Raw genomic sequence first — 25,909 nt, 5'->3', positions numbered from 1 at the left:
AGCAAGAAAGGGCCCCCATGTTCTCCGGAGCCTCCTTCCCCCTCGGTCCGTTCACGCCCTACGAGGGCAACCCGATCCTGCGTCCGCGCGGAGACAGCTGGGAGTCGGCCAACCTCTACAACCCGGCGGCCATCGTCGACGGCGACGAGGTCGTGCTGCTCTACCGGGCGCACGCAGACGACATCGTCTCCCACATCGGCATCGCCCGATCGACGGACGGAGTGACGTTCACCCGAGAGGATGCGCCGATCCTCTCCCCCTCCGAGGACTACGAGACCTACGGGTGCGAAGACCCGCGCATCGCGCTGATCGATGGCACGTACTACCTCACCTACACGGGCTGGGACCGCCGGAGTGCACAGCTGTGCCTTGCGACCTCGACCGACCTGCGCACCTGGACCAAGCACGGCCCGCTCTTCGACGACTTCGACACCTTCAAGACCATGGATCCGCGCGGCTTCAACTGGTCCAAGGCCGGGGTCATCGTTCCGCAGCGGATGCACGGCAAGTGGTGGATGTACTTCGGCGAGGGCGCGATCTACTGGGCGACCAGCGACGACCTGATCCACTGGACTCCCGGCACCGCCGACACCGAGCCGATGTACTCGCCGACGCCCGGCACCTGGGACGAGGCGCTGGTCGAAATCGGCACCTCCCCTGTGGTCACCGACAACGGCCTGCTGCTGTTCCTCACGAACGGCGCCACCCGCGTGGTGCACGACGACGGCACCGTCGACGTCGACTACCGCTGCGGGCAGATCGCCATCGACCCGGACGAGCCGACGAAGGTCATCGCCCGCCTGCAGGAGCCGTGGCTGCGCCCGCAGACCTTCGAGGACATGCACGGGCTCGTCTCGAACGTGACCTTCGTGGAGGGGCTCGTGAAGTTCCACGGAAAGTGGTTCGCGTACTACGGGCAATCCGACACGACTCTGGCGGTCGCGATCCACGATCCGGCCGAGTCGTGGGGTCGCGCGCTGCGCGACGGCGGAGAGGCGTGAGGGCATGGACGCCTCTCGACGCACCTTCCTGGCGTTCACGGCGGCGGCCTCCGCGCTCGCCCTCCTCCCCGTCGACGCCGCCAGGGGCGCGACGAACACTGCGACCGGCACCGCAGTGCTGCCGTCCGAGGCTGCGCGTCGACCACGGCTGACGAACCTCGCCCACCTGCGATTCCTCCTCGCCGATGTTCCCGTCGTCGCGAGCGCGACCCACACCACGTTCGGAATCGAGGCGCAACCGGCGGTCCGCGCGCCCTGGACCTACGCCGACGCCGACGGCGCAGGCGGCTATCGCCCGGTCGGCGGTGGCACACGGGATGCGGTGACGGGACACTGGTCGCAGGGCGCGTACAACGCCGACGACATCGCCCGCGCAGCCATCGTGTTCCTGCGCGAATGGAAGGCAGCGGGCGACGCGCAGAGCCGTGACGAGGCCCGCGACGTGCTCCGCTCACTCGCCTTCCTGCAGACCGCCTCCGGTCCGAATGCCGGGCGCGTGGTGCTGTGGCAGCAGGCGGACGGCACCCTGACCCCCAGTGCCGTCCCTGTCGAGCTGCCCGACCCCTCCGACTCGGCGGAGTCGTACTGGCTCGCCCGTTCGGTCTGGGCCTTCGGCGAGGGCTACGCGGCCTTCCGTCGCGACGATCCGGAGTTCGCAGCATTCCTCCTCGCCCGCCTGCACCTGTGCCTCGACGCGCTCGGTCGGGAGTCGCTCTCGCGCGCCGGGCAGTGGGTGCACAGCGACGGACGCCGGCTGCCGGGGTGGCTGATCGCCGGAGGAGCGGATGCCACGGCCGAGGCCATGCTCGGTCTGGTCGCCGCGACCGAGGCCGGTGACTCACGCAGCCGCGCTGCGTTGCAGACCTACGGCGACGGTGTCGCGGCGATGGCGAGCGACCCTTCGCAGGGCTGGCCGTTCGGCGCCGTTCTGCCGTGGACCGGATCGCTCGGGTTCTGGCACGCGTGGGGCGCCGCAGCCCCCGAGGCTCTGGCCCGAGGAGGGGCGCTGCTGCGTCGACGAGCCTGGTCGGAGGCCGCGCTGTCCGATGCCGGACGCTTCACCCCGCAGGTGCTCGCATCGGGCGGGCCGCACAATGCGTGGGCGCCGCTTCCGGCGGAAGCGCAGATCGCCTACGGCGCGCACGGTCGCGTGGCCGGCGCGCTCCAGGCGTCCGCGGTCGGAGGGGAAGGACTCCGCGTGCTCGCAGGACTCGCCGCCGGATGGTTCTTCGGCGCGAACACGGCAGGCGTTCCGGTGTACGACACAGCGACCGGGGTCACCTTCGATGGTGTCGAGACCGACGGGCGGGTGAACCGCAACTCGGGTGCCGAGTCGACGATCCACGGGCTGCTGACCATGCAGCTGCTCGACGCGAACCGGGATGCGGCCGACCTCGCGACATCGATCACCGGGCTGCGGTCGTTCTCGGGGTTGCGGGTGCTGGAGGCGGAGACCGCACGACTCTCGCCCGGCTCAACGGTCGAGCAGCCGGAGGGCGGCGCCTGGATCGGTGAAGGCAACCTCTCCGGCGGCGCATACGTGCGCATCCCTCGCGGCGAATGGGTCGAGTTCGACGTGACCGAGGCGGGCGGGATCCTGCACGGCCTGATCTGGCGGCAGTCCGCCGAGGTCGGCGACGCGGTGTGGGAGGTGTTCCGTGGCCGGAAGCGGCTGTGGCGCTCGACCACGCCCGCCGGCGGCACAGGAGAGCGAGGGTTGACCGAGGCCGACGGGATGCTCGTGCCTCAGCGACTGGGAGGAGATCTGCCGGGCGAGGCCGTGACCGTGCGCTGCACGAGCCGCGGAGACGTGCGTCTCGACGCACTCCTGATCCAACCTGCCGTCGCTTCCGCCGTGTACGCGACCACGAGCGGGACCGCCGTGCTCTACGCCGACGGAACGGGGCGAGACCAGCGCGTCGCGCCCCTGGCTGCGGGGTCGGGACGCGCCTACGAGGCCGATGGCTCGCAGCGCGGGCAGGCTGTCGGTGGGGGAAGGGTGCGCGTCCGCGGAGCCGGCTTCACTGTCACGCGCAGCTAGACCCGCCTTCCCGGGGCGCAGGTCGACGGGTAGCGTGCCCCCATGGCGATCACGGCTCGGACCAAGGACTGGCTGCTCGATTCCGATCCGGCGCTGCGCTGGCAGGTGGAACGCGACCTCCTGGGAGCACCGGAACGGGTGTGGCAGGCGACCCGGCGACGCGTGGCGACCGAGGGACTGGGTGCGGCCCTGCTCGCGCATCAGGACGCCGACGGGCAGTGGGCCGGCGGAGCGCACTTCCCGGGCGGCTACTTCGAGACCGAGGAGGCGCGTCAGCCGATACAGCCCTGGACGGCCACGAGCTGGTCGTTGAATCAGCTTCGGGAATGGGGCGTCGAGGCCGCGGCGCTCGGAGACACAGCCGAGCGCCTTGCGCGCAACTGCCGATGGGAGTACGAGGATCTGCCGTTCTGGGGCGGTGAGGTCGACGTGTGCATCAACGCCTTCACGCTGGCGAACGGCGCCTGGTTGGGAGTCGATGTCTCCGAACTCGCCCGCTGGTTCCCGGCGCACCAGCTCGACGACGGCGGATGGAACTGCGAGGCGGAGGAGGGCGATTCCGTGCGCTCCTCGTTCCACTCGACCCTCAATGCGTTGCGCGGCATGCTGTCGTATGAGCGTCTCACCGGCGACGATTCCCTGCGCGAGGCGAGGCACCGGGGCGAGGAGTATCTGCTGCGCCGCCGACTGCTGTACCGCGAGTCGACGGGCAAGCTCGTGGGCCCGTTCGTCTCGCACTTCGTCTACCCGAGTCGGCACCAGTACAGCGCGCTGACCGCACTCGACCACTTCCGCGACGCCCGCCTGCACGAGGGAGGCGTGTCCGATCCGCGGATCACCGATGCGCTCGATCTCGTGAGGCGGTCACGTCAGGACGACGGCACCTGGCTGCAGGGCGCTGCGCTCCCCGGGCGCACCTGGTTCCCGGTCGATGCCGAGGAGGGAGCGCCGTCGCGATGGCTCACCCTCATCGGCACGCGCGTGCTCGACGGTGCAGACGGCCGCTGAACCGTCCGCACCGACGAGCCGACGTCACGTCGTGCGCCGACGGCGCAGGAGAGCGGCCCCGAGGACGAGCATCAGTCCCCCGACCATGAGAGCGGCCGAGAGAGTGCCTCCCGTGACCGCCAGCGTGGGCGGCGGCGGCGGGAACACCCGCGTGGTCGTCTCCGACGGCGGCGGCACGATCGTTCCGCCGCCGGGCGGGACACCCGTCGCGGTTGCGACGTTGCGCACCTGGCCGCGACCGACGTCGGCGGTGGTGACGGTGTGTGGAGGCACCGTGCAGGTCATCTGCGCTCCCGAGCCGAGGCTCGTGGCGGGACAGGTGACCGGACCAGCCGTGGGGTCGCTGACGACGATGTCGTCGATGGTCTGCGCGCCGGTGTTCGTGACGATGATCGTCCACTCGATACGGTCGCCGGGGTCTATGACACCGTTGCCGTTGACGTCGACCGGGTTCGCTCGCTTCTCGAGGGCGAGCGAGTTGGTCCCGTCGAACGGGACCTCGACCGTCGAAGGCGGCGAGACCGGTGGCTGCCCCGACGGCGGGGTGCCCGTGGCGATGGCGGTGTTCGTCAGGAGACCCGAGTCCACGTCGGCCTGCGTCGTCTGATACTCCGCCGTGCACGTGACGATCTGACCGGGCAGCATGCTCGCAGCCTCCGCCGGGCACACGATCGCGGACAGTGAACCGGAGCCGGAGAACGCCGTCTCGTCGACCGTCACGTCGGTGAGGGTGACGTTTCCGGTGTTGGTCACCACGAACGAGTACGCGAGCGTCTGGCCCACGGCCGTCATCGTCGCAGGAGTCGCCGACTTCACGATGCTGATCGCAGGAGCCGGGACGATGGGGACTTCGGTCTCAGAAGGCGGCGAGACCGGAGGAACGAGACCACCGGGCGGAACCCCTGTCGCCGTCGCGCTGTTCGTGACCTGCCCCGCATTCACATCCGCCTGGGTCAGCACGTACGTGGCGGTGCAGACGATCTGAACGCTCGGAGCGAGGGAAGCCGCGCCTGCCGGGCATTGGATAGGAGACAGCGTTCCCGAACCGGAGAAGTCCTCCTCGTTCACGGTCACGTTGGTGAGAGTGACGTTGCCGGTGTTGGTCACGACGAACGAGTAGGTGATCTCCTGTCCCACCTGATAGGCGTCAGGGGTGTTCGGGCTCGCCGACTTGACGACGCTGATGCCGGGCACGGGGTTAGGGGGGACGACGACGGTCGACGGCGGAGACACCGGAGGCTCACCCGTAGGCGGGGTACCGGTGGTCGTCGCCGTGTTCGTCACGCCGCCCGAGTCGATGTCGGCCTGTGTCACGACGTACGACGCCGTGCAGGTCACGGTCGCCCCTGCCGCGAGCGACGCCGCGCCGGCGGGACACGTGACCACCGGAGGCGTCCCCGTCCCGGAGAACGCCGTCTCGTTCACCGTCACGCCTGTGAGCGTGACGTTGCCGGTGTTCGTCACCAGGAACGAATAGTTGATCGTCTCGCCCGCCGCCGTGAGCTGCGTGCGATCGGCCGTCTTCGCCACGGTCAGCCCCGGTGCCGAGGCGACGGGGATCTCGACGCTCGACGGCGGCGACACCGGCGGCGTGCCCGAGGGCGGGGTGCCGGTCGCGGTGGCCGTGTTGTCGAGGGAGTCGGAGTTGTAGTCGGCGACGGTCGTCGTATAGGTCGCCGTGCACGTGATCTGCGCGCCAGGGATCATCGAGGCGGCTCCCGCCGGGCAGGTGATCACCGGGGGCGTTCCGGTGCCGGAGAACGCCGTCTCATCCACGGTCACGTTCGTGAGCGTCACGTTGCCGGAGTTGGTCACCTGGAACGAGTAGGCGATGGCCTGCCCCGCTGCGGTGATCTCTGCGGTGTCAGCGCTCTTCACGAGGGTGAGCGCGGCCGTGGATGTCGCCGGCACGTTCACGGTCGAGGGTGGGGAGACCGGGGGCACGAGGATGCCCGGCGGGACGCCCGTCGCGGTCGCGGTGTTGGAGAGGGAACCGCTGTCGATGTCGGCCTGTGTGAGCGTATAGCTCGCAGTACAGGTCGCCTGTGCCCCAGGAGCCAGAGGCGTCGTCGGGCAGACCGGGGTCGACATAGTGCCGGAGCCGGTGAAGGCGGTCTCGTCGACGCTGATGTCGGTGAGGGGCACATCGCCCGTGTTCGTGACCACGAACGTGTAGTCGATGACCTGTCCGACCGTGAAGTCATCCGGACCGGACGGCGACGCGGACTTGAACAGCGAGATTCCGGGGTTCGCCGCAGCGATGGTGAGGGCATAGTCCTCCACCTCACCGGGGTCTCCGGTACCCGTGGGCGTAGACGTGGTCAAGCCGGTGCCGTTGGCGATCCGGAACCGCGCGAACGTCGGCCCCGCCACGGTCTGGGAGATGATGCCCGGCCAGGTGAGCGTGACGGAGGAGCCATCGGGAGTTCCTGCCGGCACGACCGTCGACACGCCTTCATTCGCGTCGAAGACGCCGTTCCGGTTGAAGTCGACCCAGCCGACGAGCGTCGCGGCCACACCTTCCACCTTGTTCGAGACCAGCACCGAGACCGAGTAGCTGCCGGTGACCCCTGCCGTGATCGGCCCGAAGGTCGCGACGCCGTTCTCATCGTTGATGAACTGGTTCGGCGCGGTTCCGCCGACCTGGTTGTCGCCGGTCGCGTTCGCGCTGTACTGCATCGCGGTCTCGGCATCGGCCGACCAGCCGAGGTAGGTCGCGGCGTTCAGCTCGTGGGAGACGGAACCGTAGCTGGCTGGCGCGTCGCCGAAGTCGTCGGGGACCGTGGCGCACGAGGGGTTGAACCCGTCGATGCCCTCCCCGCCGCTCTGCGCGCGGTAGCCGCGGACCAGGATGTCGCTGGTGCCGGTCGTGTCTGCGGGGCCGCAGCGCGGGGTCGGCGTGTCGAGGCCCCCGTTCGTGTTGAAGTTCTCACCGATGGTGATGACCGTCGGGGTCGCGGCCAGATCGACGCGGATCGCGCCCGCCGGCGCGAGAGTCATGGGGCGGCAGGTGATCTGCACCGACGACGGCCAACGGCTGCCGTTGTCACCGACGAAAGTCGTGCCGGTGATGCGGTGCACGAAAGTGTTGGCGGGGCAGGTGCCCGTCTGCACGTTGCCGCGGCTCTGATCCCAGGTGGGTCCGGTGATCCAGGTCGGATTCACGGTGCCGGTGACGATCCCGGCGTTGTTCACGGTGATCGTCGAGCATTGGATGCTGAATCGCACCAGGATCGAGTTCGCACTGTTCGTGGGGACGTTCTGCCGGTTCTCCGTCTGCACCCCGGTGAGGACGGAGTTCGACGGACACTCGGTCGGTGCCGTCAGATCCTTGTCCGATCCGACGGTCGGCCCCTCGTAGGACGGGCCCAGGTACAGCTGTGCGGCGTCACCGGGGGCGGCGGTGGCCGTCGTCGCGGGGACGACGAGCCCAGCGAGCACGAGAGTCAGCAGCGCGACGACGGCAAAGGGCTTCCGACGCGCACGGGAGACGCGAAGACGAGCCAGAAACGATCGGCGCTGCTTTTCTCGCGCAGACGACAGGACACCGGGCTGGCTGGTCTGAGACGGCATCGAGGCTCCCTCGGCTTCGCTCGCGCGACCACCACGCCGCCCAAGCTGTGATTTTGCCCAGAGTAGCGGAGGGCTCGCCGGATTCCCAGGACTCTTTTGGGACCTCACCTGGGTTAGATCTCCGGTTCTCCCCGCAGCCGGACGCGGCATGCCGGAATTCTTTCTTTTGAGTTATTCAAAAAACAAGGTAGCCTCGGGGGATGGAGACAGAACTCGACTCGGCGCTTCGCGGCGCTGGGCTTCGGGCGACCGCGGGCCGCGTCGCCGTTCTCGAGGCTCTCGACTCCATGGCCCATACGGATGCGGAGCGGGTCTACCGCGCCGTGTCCGAAGTGCTGCCGACCACGTCGATCCAGTCGGTGCACAACATCCTCGCGGACCTGACGACGGCGGGTCTCATCCGCCGGATCGAACCGGCAGGTTCCGCAGCGCTCTACGAGCGGCGCATCGATGACAACCACCACCACGTCGTCTGCACCTCCTGCGGTGCGATCGGCGATGTGGACTGCGTCGTCGGTGAAGCTCCGTGTCTCACCCCGTCCTCGACGGGGGGATTCACCGTCCAGACAGCCGAAGTCACCTTCTGGGGCCTGTGCCCCAGTTGCCAGAACGCCGCGCAGTAGCAGGGCCGCCGATCGCCCGTCCCCGGATGGGGGTGATCGTCGTGCCCACGCGGAGAAGGAGAACACCATGACGAAACCTGCCACCACCACGCAGGCCGGAGCCCCGATCGCGAGCGACACGCATTCGCTCACCGTCGGTGCCGACGGCCCCACCGTCCTGCACGACCACTACCTGGTCGAGAAGATCGCGGCCTTCAACCGCGAGCGGGTGCCGGAGCGCAACCCGCACGCGAAGGGCGGCGGCGCGTTCGGCGAGTTCGTCGTCACCGAAGACGTGTCCGCCTACACGCGGGCAGCCGTCTTCCAGCCAGGAGCGACGAGCGAGACCCTGATCCGCTTCTCCTCGGTCGCCGGCGAGCAGGGTTCGCCCGACACCTGGCGCGATGTGCGCGGCTTCTCGCTCCGCATGTACTCCGAGGAGGGCAACCTCGACATCGTCGGCAACAACACTCCGACGTTCTTCCTGCGCGACGCGATCAAGTTCCCGGACTTCATCCACTCGCAGAAGCGACTGGCCGACTCGGGCCTGCGCGACCCCGACATGCAGTGGGACTTCTGGACCCTGTCGCCGGAGAGCGCCCACCAGGTCACGTATCTCATGGGAGACCGCGGTCTCCCCCTCAGCTGGCGCCACATGAACGGCTACGGCTCTCACACCTACTCGTGGATCAACGCCGCGGGCGAGGTCTTCTGGGTGAAGTACCACTTCATCTCGCAGCAGGGCGTCGAGGCGATGAGCAACGAAGAGGCCGAGCAGCTCGCCGGGTCGGACGCCGACCACTACCGTCGCGACCTGTTCCGCTCGATCGCCGACGGCGAGTTCCCGAAGTGGGACCTCTACGTGCAGATCATGCCGTACGACGAGGCCAAGGACTACCGGTTCAACCCGTTCGACCTCACCAAGACCATCTCCAAGAAGGACTACCCGCGCATCAAGGTCGGCACCCTGACCCTGAACCGCAACCCGGAGAACTTCTTCGCGCAGATCGAGCAGGCCGCCTTCTCGCCATCGAACCAGGTGCCCGGCACCGGCATCTCCCCCGACAAGATGCTGATGGGGCGCATCTTCGCCTACCCGGATGCCCAGCGTCACCGCATCGGCCCGAACTACAACCAGCTGCCGGTGAACCAGCCGCACGCGAGCGAGGCGCGCAACTACCAGCACGAGGGCTCGATGCGCTACCAGTTCAACGATGCCGCGCACCGCACCTACCAGCCGAACTCCTACGGAGCGGCAGGCGGACCGGAGGCCGACCCGTCGAAGGGCATCGAGGTGAACTGGGAAGCCGACGGCGAGATCCAGCGCTCCGCCGCGACCCTGCACGCCGAGGACGACGACTTCGGCCAGCCGGGCACGCTCTACCGCGACGTGTTCGACGGTGAGCAGCGCGCGCGCTTCCTGGAGACCCTGACCGGTCAGGGGCGTTCGATCACGGTCGACGCCATCCGCGAGCGCTTCTTCCAGTACTGGACGAACGTCGACGCCGAGCTCGGTGCCGCCCTGCGCGATCGGGTCTGACCCTCGCGATCGTCGGAACGAGAAACGGCCCCCGGTGACTTCGGTCCCCGGGGGCCGTTTCTCACAGTGCCCCGTGGCCCGGTGATGCCCGCCCCATCACCCAGACCCGCGAAGGCGTCTGAGCCCCGCGTCCGCGAACAGGGCCAAGATGGAGAGGTGGCCGTCCCTCTCTCCGACCTGACCAGCATGCCCGCACCCCAACACGTGTACGCCGCCGACGGCACCCGGCTGGCGACCTACACCTGGGGTGAGCTCGACGCCCCGGTCGTGGTCATCGTGCACGGCTTCGCATCGAACGCGCGCGACAACTGGGTGCTCACGGGCTGGGTGCGTGAGCTCACGCGTGCGGGCTATCGGGTGCTGGCGCTCGACCAGCGGGGGCACGGCCTCAGCGAGAAGCCGCACGACCCCGACGGCTATCGCATCCGCACCCTGGTCACCGACGTCGAGACCGTGATGGACACGTACCTCGTCGACGACGCGTTCTACGTCGGGTACTCCCTCGGCGCGCGGGTGGGCTGGGAGGTCGTCCGCGAGCTGCCGCATCGCATCGGACGGGCGGTGCTCGGAGGCGTGCCGGACGGCATCCCTCTCGCGCGGCTCGACCTCGATCAGGTGCGGGCCTACATCGCCGATGGCACGCCGGTGGCCGACCGGACGACACAGAACTACATCGCGCTGACCGAGCGGGTGCCCGGCAACGACCTGCAGGCGCTCGTCGCACTCGCCGAGGGCATGCGGGCATCGGGCATGATCGACCCCGACCCCTCGGATGCGCCGACTCGACCGATCCTCTTCGCCACCGGGTCGAAGGACGCGATCATCGAGGGCTCGCGGGCTCTGGCCGCGGCCGCCCCCGACGGTCGGTTCTTCGAGATCCCGAACCGGAACCACTTCAATGCCCCCGGTTCCCGCGACTTCAAGGAAGCGGCCGTGGCCTTCCTCGCAGAGTCCCAGCCCGCCGAGTCCTAGCCCGCCGAGTCCTAGCCCGCAGAGACCCATCCGACACACGTGTGGCCCGGTCGACAGGCGACCGGGCCACACGTCGGGATGCGCTCAGACGGCGGCGGCCTCGTCGCGCTTCGGCAGCACCCATCCCGCACGCGGGAAGTGGCAGGTGTAGCCGTTCGGGTACTTGATCAGGTAGTCCTGGTGCTCCTCCTCGGCCTGCCAGAAGGGACCGGCCGGCTCGATCGTGGTGACGGCCTTCGCGGGCCAGAGACCGGACGCGTCGACGTCGGCGATCGTGTCGCGCGCGACCGTCTCCTGCTCCGGTGTGAGCGGGAAGATCGCGGAACGATAGCTCGATCCGATGTCGTTGCCCTGACGGTCCTTGGTCGACGGGTCATGGATCTGGAAGAAGAACGCGAGGATGTCGCGGTACGTCGTCTTCGTCGGGTCGAACACGATCTCGACCGCCTCGGCATGGCCGGGGTGGTTGCGATAGGTCGCGTGGTCGTTCGAGCCCCCGGTGTAGCCGACGCGGGTGTCGAGCACGCCGGGCTGACGGCGGATCAGGTCTTCCATGCCCCAGAAACAGCCGCCGGCGAGCACGGCCGTCTCGGTTCCAGGGGTGCGGGTGATGTTTCCGTCGTCGGTCATGACTGCTCCTCAGCGGTGTCGGGGGTGTCGGTGGTGGTGGGGCGTGCGAAGAGGACGCTGTAGCGACCGTACCCCTCTTCCTCCAGGCTGTCCGCCGGGATGAAGCGGAGGGCCGCGGAGTTCATGCAGTAGCGCAGACCGCCCTCGGCGCGGGGTCCGTCGTCGAAGACGTGTCCGAGATGGCTGTCCGCACCGGCGGAACGGGCCTCGGTGCGCTTCATCCACAGCGACCGGTCGGTGCGCGTGGTCACCGCGTCGGCGTCGATGGGCTTCGTGAAGCTCGGCCAGCCGGTACCGCTGTCGAACTTGTCGGTCGACGAGAACAGGGGCTCGCCGGACACGACATCGACGTAGATGCCGTCGTCGTGGTTGTTCCAGTAGGCGTTGCGGAACGGCGGCTCTGTGGCGTCCTGCTGCGTCACCTCGTACTGCAGGTGGGTGAGGCCGCTGACGGCCTCGGGGGTCTTGCCGTAGTCGTTCGACATGATCTGGCTCCTTCTCCGACGTCGCTGGCTGCGCCGTCTCAGAGAAGAACCGACGAGCGGCCCGATTTGGTCCCGCAGCCCTGGGAACGGGCTGTGAGTTTTCAGGACGCTCGTCGGCTGCCCCCTCTGCGGAGGAGCGTCAGTCGAGCGTCCGCCACGGGCCGCCGGTCGTCGCAGCTTCCGGCTGCTGGTTGCGGGTCCACCACTTCGCCTCGAAACGCATGCCGTCGTGCACGACAGCATCGCCGGCGGTGAAGACGCGGGTGGCCGTCCACACGGTCGCTCCCTCCGCGTCGGATACGAGCTCCTGCCACGGACCGACGGGGTCGCCTGGGCGCTGGTCGCGCGTCCACCACGACGCCTGCCACAGGCGCCCGTCGAGCGAGACGAGTTGCCCCTCGGCATACACGGTCCCGGTGCTCCATGCGGCGGCGATGGGAAGCACGAGCGGCGAGGCGTCGATCGAAGCGGAGACCTCGAGCGCCCCGTTCACCGCCGCCGCATCGAAGGGGGCCGAATCGATCGACCCGCGCGCGATGTCGTCGGTCGTGAGCCGGACGACGATCGGATCGAGGGTCGTCCTCTCACCGGGGGCGAGCACCCCCACGTCCGCTCCGGCAGCGGTCACGGCATCGAGCGCGACGTTGCCGATGTTCTCGACGGTGCGGGTCCACGTCACGGTGTCGGAGGCATCGGCCACGCCGTTCCCGTTCCCGTCCGCCCACTCACCCACTGCTGCGCCGGACACCCCGGGGGTGCGCACGATCACATCGACCTCGCCGCCCACCACGGCGATGCGTTTCGTCGACTGCCCTGCCGCCTCGACCGTCCACGTCGTGTCGGCGACGAAGAAGCCGCGGTCTATGTCGGCCTGGGTCACCGTGTGGCGCGCGGTCCCGCAGTCGTACCCCGCGCCGACCGGCAGGTCCCGATACCGACAGTTTCCTGCCCCCGGCGGGAGGAAGGGCGAGAAGTCGCCGGATGCGGGAACCACCGAGACCGTGACCGGACTGCGGTTGTCGACCCGGAAGCCGTAGGGCACCTGTTCACCCACCGCGTAGGGGGTCGCCGCCAGGTCTCGCCCGGCATCCGCCCGCGTTCCCGTGATCGTCGCCGCGAGCACGCCGTCGCGCAGCACCACGGGCGCGGCCGCGTGGGTCACGGTGACAGCGGGGGCCGAGCCGTCGACCGGCGCGACGGTGAAGCTGAACTCCGGCGTGTACCAGCCGCGGTCGATGTCGGCCTGCGTGAGCGTACGCCGCGGGGTGCTGCAGTTGTAGGCGTCGTACGCCGGCAGGTTCAGCCACCGGCACGCGGTGGGGGCGAAGCCGGTGGTGAAGGTGTTCGCCGCCGGGGTCACGACCGTGTTCATGCCCGCCGTGCTCACGACCCGCACCTGGAAGCTCAGCTGCTCGCCGACGGTGTACGGATTCGTCACGACGTTCCGCGCCGCCGACGTGTTGGTCGCTGTGAGCGTCGCGCCGAGCACCGACGACTGCGGCAGCGTGAGCGTCGCGGTCGTCTGGCTCAGCCGTCCGTCGGCCGCGGTGAAGGCGGCCTGCAGACGCTGGGCGCCCGCGGCTCCCTGCGGTGCGGTGACCTGCACGTTCACGGTGGCGCTCGCGCCCGGTGCGAGGCCGGTGACCTGCGCCGTGGTCGCCGTCCAGCCGGTCGGAGTGTGGAAGGTGACGGCACCGCTGAGCGCTGTCGATTCCTGGTTCGTGACGGTGACCGGAACCGTGGTGGCCGCACCGGGGGTGAGAGCGGTCTGCGGCACCGACAGCGGGGCGCACACCGCGTTCATCCACGCCTCGTCGAACGAGGAGAACTGCATGGTGTTCGTGTATCCGGCCTCCCACAGCACCCCCACCCTGCCGTCGTCGATCGCCGTGGCGCTGGAGTAGGCGAACGTGCCGGTCTCGAGCGTGCGCAGGCCCGGCCAGGTCTCGCCGTCGTCGCACGAGAGCCGCACCGCCCCGTTCACGCGGTTGCCGTCGGCGCCGTTGTTGGCGTTCGTGAAGACCAGTTTCCTCGCGTCGACGCTGGCCGCAGGGGCGTCCGGGTGCAGGCGCGTGATCGAGGCGTTGTTCGTGGGGTCGGGCAGCTCGGGGTCACGGGTGACCGGCCCGTAGCTGTGGCCGCCGTCCGTCGAGATCGCCACCTTGCGCAGACGGCCGTTGGAGCTGTCGCGCGAGTTGAGCATGACGCGGCCGTCGGAGAGCTCGACGACCTTGTTCTCGTCCATGCCGGTGCCGACATACTCGCCGCGCTCCCAGGTGACACCGCCGTCGTCGGAGTACACCGAGTACGCCTGGATCGCCGTCGATCCGTTCGACTGCCGCACCGTGCCGGCGTACTGCTGGATGAGTCGGCCCGCGTGGGCGCCGTAACGCAGCTGGATGCCCTCGCCCGACGTCGCGAACGTGCCCTTCACGTCCCCCGCCACGGGCGTGTACACGCCTGCGCTGGTGGTGCCGTTCGAGGTCTTGGCGACGTCGGTGATCAGCCGCGGGGCGCTCCATGTCGCACCGCCGTCGTCCGAGTGGATCACCGCGGCGCCCATGACCTGCCGGTTCGCGTCGTCGTCTCCGTAGGCGCTCCCCTGGAATCCCTGGTCCTTGGAGTGCACGAAGAACGCGAAGACGCGGCCGCTCTCCCGGTCGACGACGTAGCTCGGGTCGGAGTAGCCGTACTGGCCGCTTCCGGTCTTCCCTGCCGCGATGATCTGCAGCGGGCCCCAGGTGCGACCGTTGTCGGTCGAACGGCGCTGGATGATCGAGTTCGGGTTGGGGGCGTCGGCCGCGCTCCCCGGTCGGGCATCCCACGACGCGAGGACCACGCCGTCGCCGAGGTGGGCGAGCGCGGGGATGCGGTAGAAGTAGTTCGCGGCGGTACGGTCGGCACCGATGTTCAGCTCGAGGTAGTCGCCCGGATCGGCGTTCGGATCGGTCAGGTACCCGGGGGCGGGGGCCGCCGAAGCTGCGGTGGCGGGGAGGGTGAGGGCGAGGACGAGCGCCGCGATAGTGCCGTATCGCAGCAGCGGGCGACGGCGGCCACGGCCATTCCGAGAGGCGGGCGGGAGAGGAACGTGCATGGACAGACCTTTCTGTTCGTGCGGAAATCAGACGTCTGATGTCTGATTTCAAGTCACTCTAGCGAGAGGTCAGACGTCGAACAAGGGTCGACGCAGCACCTCGAGGTTCCGCGCGACGGTGCGCAGGGCGTCCCGGGCACTGGCGTCGTCAGGGCGTCGGGCCGTCTTCAGCCCCAGCCAGGCGACGTCGCCCGCTGCCGCGAGTGCCGCAGCGACGTGTGCATCATCGAGGAGCGAGGCCGATTCCGGATGCGTCGAGGCGATCGGCAGATGCGCATCCACCCACGGAGGACCGTACGGACTCTGCACGGCCGCAGCGCCGGAGAAGGCGAGGCCGACGAGGAAACCGGAGGCTGCGGCTGCGGCGATCTGCGCGGTCACGGCGTGCGCATCGCGCAGCTCGATCGCCGAGCGACCCCAGTTGAGCCAGAGCCCGACCGATGCCCCGGCCGCCCGGATCGCCGCGATCTCATCGTCGAGGGAGAGGAAACCCTTCTCCGGGATCTGCCCTGGCACCGACGCATCGCAGTGCTCGACGACCAGGCGCGCTCCCGACCAGTCGAGGGCGGCGGCTTCCTGCAGCGAACGCACGAACGGTTCCACGGCTCCCGCCACCCGCGGGGCGGTGTGCAGGGTCACCACGGCCACGGTCGCGCCGCTCTCGCGGTCGATGCGCGCGATGTCGGCGGCGACGCGGCGCAGGTCGTCGACGGCTGCCGCGCGACCCGTTTCATCGGTCGACGCCAGACCGTATCGCGAGTCGCTCCCCAGGCGCCCCATCACGAAGGGGATCGGCGTCACGGCGAGCGGCACGGCGGGCACGTTCGCGAGGAACCAGGCCTCGTCGTGCGGGTGGATGCCTCCCATCCACGGCACTTCGAGCCCGGCGACCCCGGGAAGCGCACACAGCGCGGGCAGCAGCTCCCCTTCGAGCTCCGGGTCCCAGCGCGCGTGCGCCGGAGAGGCCGGATAGGCGCTGACGAGGACGGGCGCAGTCATGCGCGGGCTCGCGCGACCGCATCGGCGAACCACGTCGTGATCGTCGAGGGATGCGTGATGGCGGTGCCGACACAGACGGCGAAGGCACCGGCGGCGATCGCGTCCGCGGCCTGCGCCGGCGTGTGGATGCGCCCTTCGGCGACGATCGGACGACGGCAGCGGGCCGCCATCAGCTCGATGAGCTCGAGATCGGGGCCGGTGGTCTTCGGGCGCTCGCCCGTGTAGCCGGACAGGGTGGTGCCGAGGATGTCGGCGCCCGCTTCCTCTGCGGCGAGCGCATCGTCGAGCGAACCGCAATCGGCCATGATCAGGGCGTCGGTGTGCATGCGAAGACCCTGGATCGTCTCCCCGAGAGTCAACCCGTCCGGACGATCGCGACGGGTCCCGTCGACCGCGATGATGTCGGCTCCCGCGTCGGCGACGGCCCTGGCATGGTCGAGCGTCGGAGTGATGAACACGTCGCGATCGCCGTCCTTCCACAGACCAACGACGGGCACGGGGAGGTGGGCCGTCGCACGGATGTCGCCGATTCCCTGCACCCGGATGCCCGCGGCACCCCCGACGAGGGCAGCCGCGGCCACCTGGGCCATCGTCCGCGGGTCGCGCATCGCCTCACCGGGGTAGGCCTGGCACGAGACGATCAGGCCGCCACGCAGCTGCTCGAGGGGGTCGGCGAGTCTCATGGGTTCCTCCAGACGGATGCCGCAGCTCCCCGCAGCGGGGCGTCGTCGCCGAGAGTACCCGGCAGGATGGGCGTGCTCTGCAGCGCATCGATCGCCTCGGCGTGGAAGGCGTCGCGCATCGGGCGCCACCAGTCCTCACCGATGTTCGGCACGCCGCCGGTGACCACGATGCGCTCGGGATCGAGGATCGTGGCCGCTCCCGCGATGGCGCGTCCGACCGCTGCGGCTGACTCGCCGATGGCGCGGCGGGCGATGGGGTCACCGGCAACGGATTCCGCCGCGATCCCCCGGGCATCGGTGATCCCGGGGTCTCCTCCGAGCGAGAGGAAGTGCCGGTGCATGCCGATGCCGGAGCCGATCGCCTCGAGGTGTCCGGGTCTGCCGCAGGGGCAGCGCAGGTGTGCGGCTCCCGGCACCGGGAGGTGCGCGATCTCCCCCGCGACGTGATGCGCTCCGCGCACGGCATCGTCGCCCAGGATCAGTCCGGCGCCGACACCGGTGCCGACCGCGACGATGAGCGCACTCGCCGCCCCGGCCGCCGCCCCGTGCCGGTACTCTCCCGCCGCGTGCGCATCGACGTCGTTCTGCACCCGCACGGGAGCATCCGTGATCAGGTGCGCCCCCAGCCCGGCGCGCACGAGGGCGGCAAGAGGGGTGCCCGGCCAGTCCGCGAAGGTGTCGGTGGCCGAGACGATCGTCCCGCTCCCGGCATCGACGACCCCGGCGGCGCCGATGCCGACTCCCGACAGGCGCAGCCCGGTGCCGGAAAGCAGCCGCTCGGCGAGGGCGACGACGGTGGCCACGACGGCCGTCGGCCCCTCCGCGGCGGGAGTCGTGGCCACCTCGGTGCGCAGCAGCGTGTCGTGGCGGTCGGCGAGCGCTGCGGCCGTCTTGGTGCCGCCGATGTCGACGGCGAGGACGACCTCGCCCATCAGGCGACGGCGACAGGGAGCAGGTGCAGCTCGTCGAGGATGTCGCGGATCTTGGAGACCGCATCGTCGTCGAGCGCCTGCACGGTGCGAGCCATGGTGGCGTGATCGATGATGCCGCGGGCGTGCATGGCGGCCTTGAACGCGCCGACACCGGTCGCATCCCCCGACAGCCCCTGCGGCTGGAACACGATGTCGAACAGACGGTTCATGCGTTCCTGTTCGGCCCGGGCAGTCACCCAGTCGCCGCTCTTGGCCGCCTCCCACAGCCGCACGTATCCCGCGGCCTCCACATTCGCGAGTCCGGGGACCACGCCGTCGGCACCCGCGAGCGCCATGGCGTCGACGACGACCTCGTGACCGGTGAGCAGCTGCAGCGGACTCCCCGCCGCCCGGTTCGCCGCGATCAGACGGCGGAACGAGACATCGTCGCCCGAGGAGTCCTTCACGCCCTGGATCACGCCCTCGCTGCCGAGCTGCACGAGCAGCTCGATGCCGAGCTTGGAGTGCACGCGGACCGGGACGTCGTAGGCCCACAGCGGGGCGTCGATGGCCGCGGCGATGGTGCGGAAGTGGTCGGCGACCTCGGCGGCGGAGTTCAGCGTGTACAGCGGAGCCGTCGTGACGATCGCCTGCGCGCCGGCGTCGACCAGACGGCGGGCGGTCTCGATGATGCGGGGAGCCGTGAGCTCGATCGCGCCGGCGATGATCGGCACCCGGCCGGCATTCGCCGCGACGATCGTGCGGAGCAGCTCCACGCGCTGGTCGTCGGTGAAGTACGCGGTCTCGCCCGTGGAACCGAGGGCGAAGAGTCCGGAGACACCTTCGTCGACGAGACGGTCGACGAGACGGGAGAGCGAGGCGTGGTCGATCGAGCCGTCCTCGAGCAACGGGGTGGCGACGGGCGGGACGACGCCCGCGAAGACGGGGGCGGAGGGGGCAGCAGACATGTGTGTTCCGGTCGTTTCAGTGGTGGGATTCGAGCAGCGAGGGCGCAGCGCCCAGCAGCGTTCTGGTGTAGTCGTCGGAGGGAGCGTCGAACACACGGGCCGCGTCGCCGAACTCGACGACCCGCCCCTTGTTCATCACGGCGATCTCGTCGGAGAGGTAGCGGACGGTCTGGATGTCGTGGGAGATGAAGACCATGCCGAGGCCGAGCTGCTCCTTCAGGTCGGTCAGCAGGTTCAGGATCTGCGCCCGCACCGAGACGTCGAGCGCCGAGGTGGGCTCGTCGGCGACGATCACCTGCGGGTCGAGCACGAGCGCCCTGGCGATGGCGACACGTTGGCGCTGCCCTCCGGAGAGCTGGCTGGGCAGCGCGTCCAGGGCCGAGGGCGGCAGCCCGACGAGACCCACCAGGTCGCGCACCTTGCGGCTCCGGGTCGCCGCGCTGCCGAGGCGGTGCACCTGCAGCGGATCGAGGAGCGCATCGCGCACCGTCATCCGGGCGTTCAGCGCGGTCGCCGGGTCCTGGAAGACGACGGACAGGATGCGCCCGAGCCGCTTGCGCACGGCGGGCGTGAACGATCGCACCGGCTCGCCGCCGAACACGACCTGCCCGCTCGTGGGCTTCTCGAGGCCGATCAGCACCTTGGCCGAGGTCGACTTGCCCGATCCGGACTCGCCGACGATGCCGAGGGTCTGCCCGCGCTTCACCGTGAGCGAGACGCCCGCGAGCGCATCGACGTACTCGGGACGGAAGAGTGAGGACGCACGGGTCTTGTAGCGGACGTGCACGTCCTTCAGCTCGATGACGGATTCGCTCATCGTCCTGCTCCGATCGCCTCGACGGGCGCATCGTCCGGATGCGCGGAGTAGTAGTGCTCCGTCCCCTCGATGTGTCGGCGCACCGGGGTGGTGCCGGCATACCGCGAGGGGTCGCTGGACCGCGGGGCGAAGCGGTCGCCCGCCGGGAAGTCGCGCGGTGAGGGCACGACTCCCGAGACCTGATGCAGACGGTCGGAGCCGGCCTCGATCGAGAGCACAGCGCCCAGGAGGCCCTGGGTGTACTCGTGCACGGGTTGGGTGAGCACCTCGCGGGTGGTGCCCTGCTCCACGACCTGGCCCGCGTACATCACCGTGATCCGGTGGGTGAGCTCGGCCACCAGGGCGAGGTCGTGCGAGACGAACAGGAGCGCGAAGCCGAGCTCCTGCTGCAGCCGCATGAGCAGCTCCACGACCTGGGCCTGCACCGTGACATCGAGCGCGGTGGTCGGCTCGTCGGCGATCACCAGCCGCGGATCCCGGGTCAGGGCCATCGCGATGAGCACGCGCTGCCGCTGCCCTCCCGAGAGCTCGTGCGGATACGAGGAGAGTGTGCGCTTCGGATCGAGACCGACGAGCGTCAGCAGCTCCTCGGCAGTGCGGGTGCCGCCGCGCGAGGTGAGCTGCTTCATCTGCGAGCGGATGAGCATCGCCGGGTTGAGCGAGCTCAGCGCGTCCTGATAGATCATCGCGATGTCGTGTCCGCGCAGCGCGTTGCGCTCCTTCGGGGCCATCTGCAGCAGGTCCTTGCCGTCGAACAGGATGCGTCCGCGGATGTCGGCCTTCGGGTCGAGCAGGCCCATGATCGCGAGCGAGGTGATCGACTTGCCGCATCCGGACTCCCCCACCAGCGACATGGTCTCGCCGGGGCGCACCGTGAAGCTGACGTGGTCGACCACGTCGACGTCGCCGTGCCGGGGGAACGAGATGCACAGGTCCTGCACCTCGAGCAGCGGCTTCTCGTCGCCCGTGTACTCGAGGCGATCCGTGCGGGTGAGTTCGCGCCGTCGCAGCTCGGCGAGTCTTTCGGCGAGGGGGACGACTTCCGCGCGCGGCACCAGGGTGTCGGGGACGCCGCTCGGCACGGAGAGGTTCACCGCGGTGTCGACGGTGGGGATCACGTGCGTGTCGTCCGGGATCGCTGCGACCTCGAGCTCGTGCGTGGACTCCTCGGTGTTCGCGGCGTCGGCCGTGATCTTGCGCGCCCGCGGCGACACCATGGCGTCGGTCATCCCCTCGGAGAGGATGTTGAGGCACAGCACCGTGATCATGATGAGGATGCCGGGGAAGAAGGTCGCCCACCACGCTCCGCTCATGAGCAGGTTGCGGCCCGCGGCGATGACGTTGCCCCACGACGGCTCGGGATCGGGCACGCCGGCCTGCAGGAACGACAGCGAGGCCTCGAACACGATCGCGTCGGCGACGAGCACGGTCGCGAAGACGAGGACCGGCGCCATCGCGTTGCGCGCCACGTGTCGCACGATGATGCGCGGGGTGCCCGCTCCCATCACACGCACGGCCGAGACGTAGTCCTCCCCGTACTGGTCGAGGATGTTCGCACGGACGATGCGGGTGAGCTGCGGCACGTAGAGGAACGCGATGGTCAGCACCAGCACGGGCAGCGACTTGCCGAACACCGCCACGAACACCGCGGCGAGCGCGATGCCGGGGAACGACATCACGACGTCCATGACGCGCATGAGGGTCTCGGAGATCCACTTCGGGGCGGTGGCGGCGATCGTGCCGAGCACGCAAGCGGCGACCAGGGCGACGAGGGTCGCCCCGATACCGATCACGAGCGAGTAGCGGGCGCCGTAGACGAGGCGCGAGAAGATGTCGCGGCCCTGACGGTCGGTGCCGAACCAGTGCTCCGCTCCCGGCGGCTGCACGGGAGTCCCGGAGGCCAGCGGGTCGAACGGCGCGATGAGAGGCGCGAAGATCGCGGCCAGGGCGATGATCGCCAGCACGGCGATGCAGATGATCGACCCGAGGGACAGGCGGCCCCAGCGGAGGCCCGGGACGGAAAGCCGTTCCGTGAGTTTGCGTCGCATGTCACACCGCCCGGATTCGAGGATTGATGAGCACGTACAGGAGGTCGACGATGATGTTGATCACGACGAAGGCGAGCGCCACCGCGAGCGTCACTCCCTGCACGAGGTTGGGTTCGTTGTTGGTGACGCCGTTGAGGATGAGGGTTCCCATCCCCGGGATGGCGAAGATGATCTCGATCACCACGGCGCCGCCGAGCAGGTAGCCGATGCGCAGCCCCAGCACCGTGACGGGGGTGATGAGGGCGTTGCGCAGCACGTTGCGGCCGACGACGATCGCCCGCGGGATGCCGGCGCCGAGGGCGGTGCGCACGTAGTCGCGGTCGAGCTCCTCGACCATCGAGGTGCGCACGACGCGCGACAGCTGACCGATCACCGGCACCGCGAGCGCGATCGCAGGGAGGGTCATGCGGGCGAGCCAACCGGAGGGATCGGCCCAGAAGTCGGGGAGCGGGCCGGAGGCGGGGAGCAGTCCGAGGCCGAGGGTGAAGACCTGGATGAGCAGGATGGCGAGCCAGAACGACGGGGTGGAGAGCGCCGCGACGCCGAAGACGCGGATCACCTGGTCGGGCCAGCGGTCGCGATAGACGGCGGCGAGGACGCCGATCACGAAGGCCACGATCACGGCGATGATGAGCCCGAGGAAGGTGAGCGCCAGGGTGACCGGGAAGGCACGGGCGACCTCATCGATCACGGGAAGGCTGCGCGCGGAGTAGGTGCCGAGGTCGCCCTGCACGAGTCCGAACAGGAAGTTCACGTAGCGGACGAGCAGGGGGAGGTTGAGGCCGTGGTCCTCGCGGTAGGCCTCGAGGGCTGCGGGCGACGCCGTCTCGCCGAGCGCCGTGCGGGCCGGGTCGACGGGCGAGAAGGACATCACGAAGAACACCAGGAACGTGATGCCGAGGATCATCAGCGGCAACTGCAGCAGTCGCCGGCCGATGAGGCGGAGCGTGTGGGACACGTGCCGCTCCTTCCGAGGGTGAGGGAGGTGCAGGGGGCGCGCTCGTCGGGTGAGCGCGCCCCCTGTTCGGGTGCTGCTTCTGTGCGGGTGCTACTTCGCGGCCACGCCGACGTCGAGGAACGACAGTCCGGTGGTGGGGACGGGCTGGAACCCGACGAGCTCCTGGCTGCTCCAGGCGGTCGGCAGCTTGCGGTGGAACAGCGGGTAGAGCACGGCCTGATCGGAGAGCAGGTCGAACGCCTGGTCCCAGGTCTTCTGCTGCTCGTCGCCTTCCTGCTGGACGGCGGTGTCGAGGAGCGTGCGCAGCTCGGCGTACTCGGGAGAGTCAGCCCAGTTGGTGCGGGTCTGGGTCCAGACGTTCTCGCCGTACCACCAGTTCATGAGCAGGTCGGGGTCGACGCCGAAGACCGAGGGGTCACCGGGGGCGACGGCCACCGTGTAGTCGCCGGAGTCGACCTTCTCGTACATCGACGCGGACTGTCCGATGTCGAGCGTGGTGTCGATGCCGATCGCGTCGAGCGACTCCTTGATCAGCGGGGCGACCTCCTTGACCCATCCGGTGTCGGTCGTCAGCAGCGTGATCGACAGGTCGGAGACGCCGGCATCCGCCAGCAGCTCCTTCGCCTTCTCGGGGTCGTAGGTGTAGACCGTCGAGGCCTCGTGGTAGTTCGGGTACGTCTCGGGCAGGAACGAGGTCGCAGGCGTGGCGTTGCCGAGCATGCCCGTGCCGATGATCTTGTCCATGTCGAGGGCGTAGTGCAGTGCCTGCCGCACACGCACGTCGTCGAACGGCGCCGCCTTGGTGTTGAACATCATGAACAGCAGGCCGAACGACTGCACGCTCTCGACGTCGGCCGACGAGGCGAGGGTGTCGACGTCGATGTACGGCACGTCTTCGATCGCCTGCACGGTGCCGGTGGACATCGCGGTGACGCGGGCCGAGGCGTCGGCGAGCAGGTTCCAGTTCATGCCGGCGGCGAGCGCGGGGCGCGGGCCGTTGTAGTCGTCGTAGCGCTCGAAGACGAGCTTGTCCTCGGGGACCGCGGAGACCAGCGAGTACGGGCCGGAGCCGACCGGGTTGGCGGCGAAGTCCTCGGGATCGGCCTCGACGACCGCCTTCGGGACGATCTTGACGACGCCGAGGCGGTCGTTGATCAGCGAGAAGGGGTAGTCCGTCGTGATGCGCACGGTGTCTTCGTCGACCGCGGTGACGGTGTCGATGAAGTCGACGAACGACAGGAAGAGCGAGTTGTTGTCCGGGTCGAGCACGCGGTCGTAGCTGAAGACGACGTCGTCCGCCGTGACCGGGTCGCCGTTCTGGAAGGTCGCGCCTTCGCGGATGTCGATCTCGTAGGTCGTGTCGTCGATCTTCGTCGGGAGGTCGGCGGCGAGCGCAGGGGCCGGCTTCTGGGTGACCGGGTCGAGGTCGACGAGACCTTCGAAGACATGCCAGTTCGCCGAGACCGTGACGGCGCCGGAGGCGACCATCGGGTCGAAGCTGCCGTTCAGCGTGTACGAGATCCCCGCCTCGATGATGGCGTCCGGGTCGATCTCGCTCGCGGCCGCGCTCTCGTCGGGGGTGGCGGTGGTGCCGGCGCCGCAGCCCGCGAGGGCGACGGATGCGGCGACTGTGCCGGCGACCGCCATCGCGAATCGACCCGCGCGACGGCGGGTGAAGTGTCGGTTCATGTGTGCTCCAGGGTGGTGGGGGGAACATCTTGAGGACATCTGATGTCTGATGTACTCTAAACACAGGTTCGATCAGATCACAAGAGTGAGATGATCGGAGCGTTTCTGCCAGGCACGAGAGGGAGCCCCATGAAGTCCACCACGAGTAGGGCGTCACGCATGCGGCGCTCGACCACGGCGGATCAGATCAAGCAGCTCATCCTGACGCGCGGGCTCACCCCGGGCGACCCGCTGCCTACGGAGGCGGAGCTCTGCGACGAGCTCGACGTCTCGCGATCCTCCGTGCGTGAGGCCATCCGCACCCTCTCGACCCTCGACATCGTCGACGTGCGTCACGGCCACGGCACGTACGTCGGACCGATGTCGCTGGATCCGATGGTGGAGGCCCTCGTCTTCCGCGGGGTGCTGTCGCCGGAGGGGTCGCTGCAGGCGCTGCGCGAGGTCGTCGAGGTGCGCCTGGCGCTGGACCTCTCGATGGCCGAACGCATCGTGGAGGCGGCCAAGGCGGATGATGACCCCGAGCTCGACGCGCTGGTCGCCGACATGGTCGACAAGGCCGAGCGCGGCGAGCATTTCCTCGAGGAGGACCGCGCCTTCCACACCCGCCTGTTCGGCACGATCGGCAACCGCCTGGTCGGGCAGCTCGTCGGCGCCTTCTGGGATGTCCACACGGCGGTGCTCCCCCAGCTGGGGATCCCGCAGCCCGATGACATCCACAAGACGGCGAAGGCGCACGGCGACATGCTCGAAGCGGCGCGTTCCGGCGACGTCGACCGGTATCGCCGGGCTGTCGTCGAGCACTACGAGCCGCTGCAGCGCGTGCTCGCGAGTGCCGCGGGCGACGCTCAGGGCTGAGATCACATGCGGAGCCCCCGCCCGACGCGGTGGAGGCTCTCCTCCTCGATAGAGTTGCCTCCGCACTGCACTCTTCACGAGGGGAACCCACGCATGTCCGTTGGACTTCTGGCCGTCGTCGACGACATCCTGAGCGCCGCGATGAAGGCGTCGGCGAAGGCGGCGGGCGTCGTGATCGACGATGCCGCGGTGACCCCGCAGTACGTGCAGGGACTCACTCCGGCGAGGGAGCTGCCCGTCGTCGGCAAGATCGCCCTGGGCTCGCTGGCGAACAAGTTCCTGATCATCATCCCGGTGGCGTTGCTGCTCACCGCGTTCGCGCCGTGGGTGCTGCCTTATCTGCTGATCCTCGGTGGGGCCTACCTCTGCTTCGAGGGCGCGGAGAAGGTGCTGGAGTGGTTCGGCGTGCAGCACGGCCACGCCGACGAGGGCGCGCGCGACGAGAGGAAGCTCGTGCTGGGCGCCGTGCGCACCGACCTGATCCTCTCCACCGAGATCATGCTCATCTCGCTCGCGAGCCTCGAGAAGGGGCTCGACATCTGGGCGACGCTGGCCATCCTCGCCGTGATCGCCCTCCTCATGACGGGCGTCGTCTACGGTGCGGTCGCGCTGCTCGTGAAGATCGACGACATCGGCTTGAGGATGGCGAAGAATCCGGTGCAGCGCGTGCGCCACACCGGCACCAGGATCGTGCGCTCGATGCCGGCGGTGTTCCGCTTCATCAGTATCCTCGGCACGGTCGCGATGCTCTGGGTCGGCGGCCACCTGGTGCTCGTGAACCTGGGCGAGGTGGGGCTGCACGTCACCACCGACCTGCTGCACGGGATCGAGCACGCCCTGGAGCCGGCCGGCGGATTCGTGGTCTGGCTGGTCGAGACGCTCGTGTCGGCGATCGCGGGCCTCGCACTGGGACTGCTGATCGTCGTGATCGTCCTCGGCATCGCGCGGCTCTTCGGCAAGACGCCCAGCTTCCACGAGGGCGAGACCTCCCCCGCCGACGTGCACGTCTGAGCCGCATCCGCTCCCGAGCCGCTC

The 25,909-nt window shown here is 69.4% G+C and carries 20 protein-coding genes; 8 read left to right on the top strand and 12 right to left on the bottom strand.

Annotated elements, in window-relative coordinates; all coding sequences use genetic code 11:
- Positions 1 to 17 precede the first annotated feature (17 nt).
- The 3 genes from MOX01_RS02245 to MOX01_RS02235 are packed head-to-tail and all read left to right on the top strand — an operon-like array spanning position 18 to position 4,050.
- A complete protein-coding gene (locus tag MOX01_RS02245; RefSeq protein WP_113681481.1) occupies positions 18 to 1,001 on the top strand; it encodes a glycoside hydrolase family 130 protein in 984 nt (327 codons plus the stop codon).
- Between the two features lie 4 nt (positions 1,002 to 1,005).
- The gene (locus MOX01_RS02240; protein WP_141368206.1) at positions 1,006 to 3,042 is read left to right on the top strand and encodes a hypothetical protein; all 2,037 of its coding nucleotides are present in this window, start codon (positions 1,006 to 1,008) and stop codon (positions 3,040 to 3,042) included.
- Positions 3,043 to 3,084: 42 nt separating this feature from the next.
- Complete coding sequence (locus MOX01_RS02235; protein ID WP_141368205.1) at positions 3,085 to 4,050, top strand: squalene cyclase; 966 nt, start codon at positions 3,085 to 3,087, stop codon at positions 4,048 to 4,050.
- Between the two features lie 24 nt (positions 4,051 to 4,074).
- Here the strand turns inward: MOX01_RS02235 and MOX01_RS02230 are convergent, their stop codons facing one another.
- The gene (locus tag MOX01_RS02230) at positions 4,075 to 7,623 is read right to left on the bottom strand and encodes a CLIPPER-2 domain-containing protein (protein WP_170224088.1); all 3,549 of its coding nucleotides are present in this window, start codon (positions 7,621 to 7,623) and stop codon (positions 4,075 to 4,077) included.
- Positions 7,624 to 7,823: 200 nt separating this feature from the next.
- On the opposite strand from MOX01_RS02230, the gene MOX01_RS02225 reads away from it, so the two are divergent.
- From MOX01_RS02225 to MOX01_RS02215, 3 genes are all read left to right on the top strand, one after another.
- Positions 7,824 to 8,246 carry a Fur family transcriptional regulator gene (locus MOX01_RS02225; protein WP_058632292.1) on the top strand — a complete coding sequence of 141 codons (423 nt, stop codon included), beginning with the start codon at positions 7,824 to 7,826 and terminating at the stop codon, positions 8,244 to 8,246.
- 67 nt (positions 8,247 to 8,313) lie between these two features.
- Positions 8,314 to 9,765 (top strand): catalase, encoded by a 1,452-nt coding sequence (locus MOX01_RS02220; RefSeq protein ID WP_113680087.1) that lies wholly within the window; start codon positions 8,314 to 8,316, stop codon positions 9,763 to 9,765.
- Positions 9,766 to 9,921: 156 nt separating this feature from the next.
- The gene (locus tag MOX01_RS02215) at positions 9,922 to 10,737 is read left to right on the top strand and encodes an alpha/beta fold hydrolase (protein WP_174799745.1); all 816 of its coding nucleotides are present in this window, start codon (positions 9,922 to 9,924) and stop codon (positions 10,735 to 10,737) included.
- Between the two features lie 84 nt (positions 10,738 to 10,821).
- Here the strand turns inward: MOX01_RS02215 and msrA are convergent, their stop codons facing one another.
- The 11 genes from msrA to MOX01_RS02160 form a co-directional block, all read right to left on the bottom strand.
- Entirely contained in the window at positions 10,822 to 11,367 is a 546-nt protein-coding gene (msrA, locus tag MOX01_RS02210; protein WP_058632294.1) for a peptide-methionine (S)-S-oxide reductase MsrA, read from the bottom strand.
- Complete coding sequence (msrB, locus tag MOX01_RS02205; RefSeq protein ID WP_113680086.1) at positions 11,364 to 11,852, bottom strand: peptide-methionine (R)-S-oxide reductase MsrB; 489 nt, start codon at positions 11,850 to 11,852, stop codon at positions 11,364 to 11,366. The genes msrA and msrB overlap by 4 nt, the downstream gene beginning before the upstream one ends.
- Positions 11,853 to 11,991: 139 nt before the next feature.
- A complete protein-coding gene (locus tag MOX01_RS02200) occupies positions 11,992 to 14,946 on the bottom strand; it encodes an exo-alpha-sialidase (protein WP_141368203.1) in 2,955 nt (984 codons plus the stop codon).
- 69 nt (positions 14,947 to 15,015) lie between these two features.
- Complete coding sequence (locus MOX01_RS02195) at positions 15,016 to 15,945, bottom strand: DUF4862 family protein (protein WP_141368202.1); 930 nt, start codon at positions 15,943 to 15,945, stop codon at positions 15,016 to 15,018.
- Positions 15,942 to 16,628, bottom strand: a complete 687-nt coding sequence (locus MOX01_RS02190) for an N-acetylmannosamine-6-phosphate 2-epimerase (RefSeq protein WP_141368201.1) — start codon at positions 16,626 to 16,628, stop codon at positions 15,942 to 15,944. Before MOX01_RS02190 ends, MOX01_RS02195 begins: the two co-directional genes overlap by 4 nt.
- A complete protein-coding gene (locus MOX01_RS02185; RefSeq protein ID WP_061015848.1) occupies positions 16,625 to 17,560 on the bottom strand; it encodes an ROK family protein in 936 nt (311 codons plus the stop codon). Before MOX01_RS02185 ends, MOX01_RS02190 begins: the two co-directional genes overlap by 4 nt.
- Entirely contained in the window at positions 17,560 to 18,507 is a 948-nt protein-coding gene (locus MOX01_RS02180; RefSeq protein WP_141368200.1) for a dihydrodipicolinate synthase family protein, read from the bottom strand. Before MOX01_RS02180 ends, MOX01_RS02185 begins: the two co-directional genes overlap by 1 nt.
- Before the next feature lie 16 nt (positions 18,508 to 18,523).
- Entirely contained in the window at positions 18,524 to 19,324 is an 801-nt protein-coding gene (locus MOX01_RS02175) for an ABC transporter ATP-binding protein (RefSeq protein WP_046748582.1), read from the bottom strand.
- A complete protein-coding gene (locus MOX01_RS02170; RefSeq protein ID WP_141368199.1) occupies positions 19,321 to 21,372 on the bottom strand; it encodes a dipeptide/oligopeptide/nickel ABC transporter permease/ATP-binding protein in 2,052 nt (683 codons plus the stop codon). The genes MOX01_RS02175 and MOX01_RS02170 overlap by 4 nt, the downstream gene beginning before the upstream one ends.
- A gap of 1 nt (position 21,373) precedes the next feature.
- A complete protein-coding gene (locus tag MOX01_RS02165; protein ID WP_141368198.1) occupies positions 21,374 to 22,330 on the bottom strand; it encodes an ABC transporter permease in 957 nt (318 codons plus the stop codon).
- A gap of 90 nt (positions 22,331 to 22,420) precedes the next feature.
- Positions 22,421 to 24,019, bottom strand: a complete 1,599-nt coding sequence (locus MOX01_RS02160) for an ABC transporter substrate-binding protein (RefSeq protein WP_052748768.1) — start codon at positions 24,017 to 24,019, stop codon at positions 22,421 to 22,423.
- A gap of 129 nt (positions 24,020 to 24,148) precedes the next feature.
- On the opposite strand from MOX01_RS02160, the gene MOX01_RS02155 reads away from it, so the two are divergent.
- Positions 24,149 to 24,874: a FadR/GntR family transcriptional regulator gene (locus tag MOX01_RS02155; RefSeq protein WP_046748580.1), complete on the top strand. Its 726-nt coding sequence runs from the start codon at positions 24,149 to 24,151 to the stop codon at positions 24,872 to 24,874.
- Positions 24,875 to 24,967: 93 nt separating this feature from the next.
- A complete protein-coding gene (locus tag MOX01_RS02150; RefSeq protein WP_061018146.1) occupies positions 24,968 to 25,885 on the top strand; it encodes a DUF808 domain-containing protein in 918 nt (305 codons plus the stop codon).
- Positions 25,886 to 25,909 lie beyond the last annotated feature (24 nt).

This window comes from Microbacterium oxydans, from assembly GCF_006540085.1.
Taxonomy (GTDB): Bacteria; Actinomycetota; Actinomycetes; order Actinomycetales; family Microbacteriaceae; genus Microbacterium; species Microbacterium oxydans.
This window is presented reverse-complemented; position numbering and strand designations above follow the sequence as displayed.

Coding starts and splice junctions, on each gene's coding strand:
- MOX01_RS02245 (WP_113681481.1), top strand. CDS start 18: ATGTTCTCCGGAGCCTCCTTCCCCCTCGGTCCGTTCACGCCCTACGAG.
- MOX01_RS02240 (WP_141368206.1), top strand. CDS start 1,006: ATGGACGCCTCTCGACGCACCTTCCTGGCGTTCACGGCGGCGGCCTCC.
- MOX01_RS02235 (WP_141368205.1), top strand. CDS start 3,085: ATGGCGATCACGGCTCGGACCAAGGACTGGCTGCTCGATTCCGATCCG.
- MOX01_RS02230 (WP_170224088.1), bottom strand. CDS start 7,623: ATGCCGTCTCAGACCAGCCAGCCCGGTGTCCTGTCGTCTGCGCGAGAA.
- MOX01_RS02225 (WP_058632292.1), top strand. CDS start 7,824: ATGGAGACAGAACTCGACTCGGCGCTTCGCGGCGCTGGGCTTCGGGCG.
- MOX01_RS02220 (WP_113680087.1), top strand. CDS start 8,314: ATGACGAAACCTGCCACCACCACGCAGGCCGGAGCCCCGATCGCGAGC.
- msrA (WP_058632294.1), bottom strand. CDS start 11,367: ATGACCGACGACGGAAACATCACCCGCACCCCTGGAACCGAGACGGCC.
- msrB (WP_113680086.1), bottom strand. CDS start 11,852: ATGTCGAACGACTACGGCAAGACCCCCGAGGCCGTCAGCGGCCTCACC.
- MOX01_RS02200 (WP_141368203.1), bottom strand. CDS start 14,946: ATGCACGTTCCTCTCCCGCCCGCCTCTCGGAATGGCCGTGGCCGCCGT.
- MOX01_RS02195 (WP_141368202.1), bottom strand. CDS start 15,945: ATGACTGCGCCCGTCCTCGTCAGCGCCTATCCGGCCTCTCCGGCGCAC.
- MOX01_RS02190 (WP_141368201.1), bottom strand. CDS start 16,628: ATGAGACTCGCCGACCCCCTCGAGCAGCTGCGTGGCGGCCTGATCGTC.
- MOX01_RS02185 (WP_061015848.1), bottom strand. CDS start 17,560: ATGGGCGAGGTCGTCCTCGCCGTCGACATCGGCGGCACCAAGACGGCC.
- MOX01_RS02180 (WP_141368200.1), bottom strand. CDS start 18,507: ATGTCTGCTGCCCCCTCCGCCCCCGTCTTCGCGGGCGTCGTCCCGCCC.
- MOX01_RS02175 (WP_046748582.1), bottom strand. CDS start 19,324: ATGAGCGAATCCGTCATCGAGCTGAAGGACGTGCACGTCCGCTACAAG.
- MOX01_RS02170 (WP_141368199.1), bottom strand. CDS start 21,372: ATGCGACGCAAACTCACGGAACGGCTTTCCGTCCCGGGCCTCCGCTGG.
- MOX01_RS02160 (WP_052748768.1), bottom strand. CDS start 24,019: ATGAACCGACACTTCACCCGCCGTCGCGCGGGTCGATTCGCGATGGCG.
- MOX01_RS02155 (WP_046748580.1), top strand. CDS start 24,149: ATGAAGTCCACCACGAGTAGGGCGTCACGCATGCGGCGCTCGACCACG.
- MOX01_RS02150 (WP_061018146.1), top strand. CDS start 24,968: ATGTCCGTTGGACTTCTGGCCGTCGTCGACGACATCCTGAGCGCCGCG.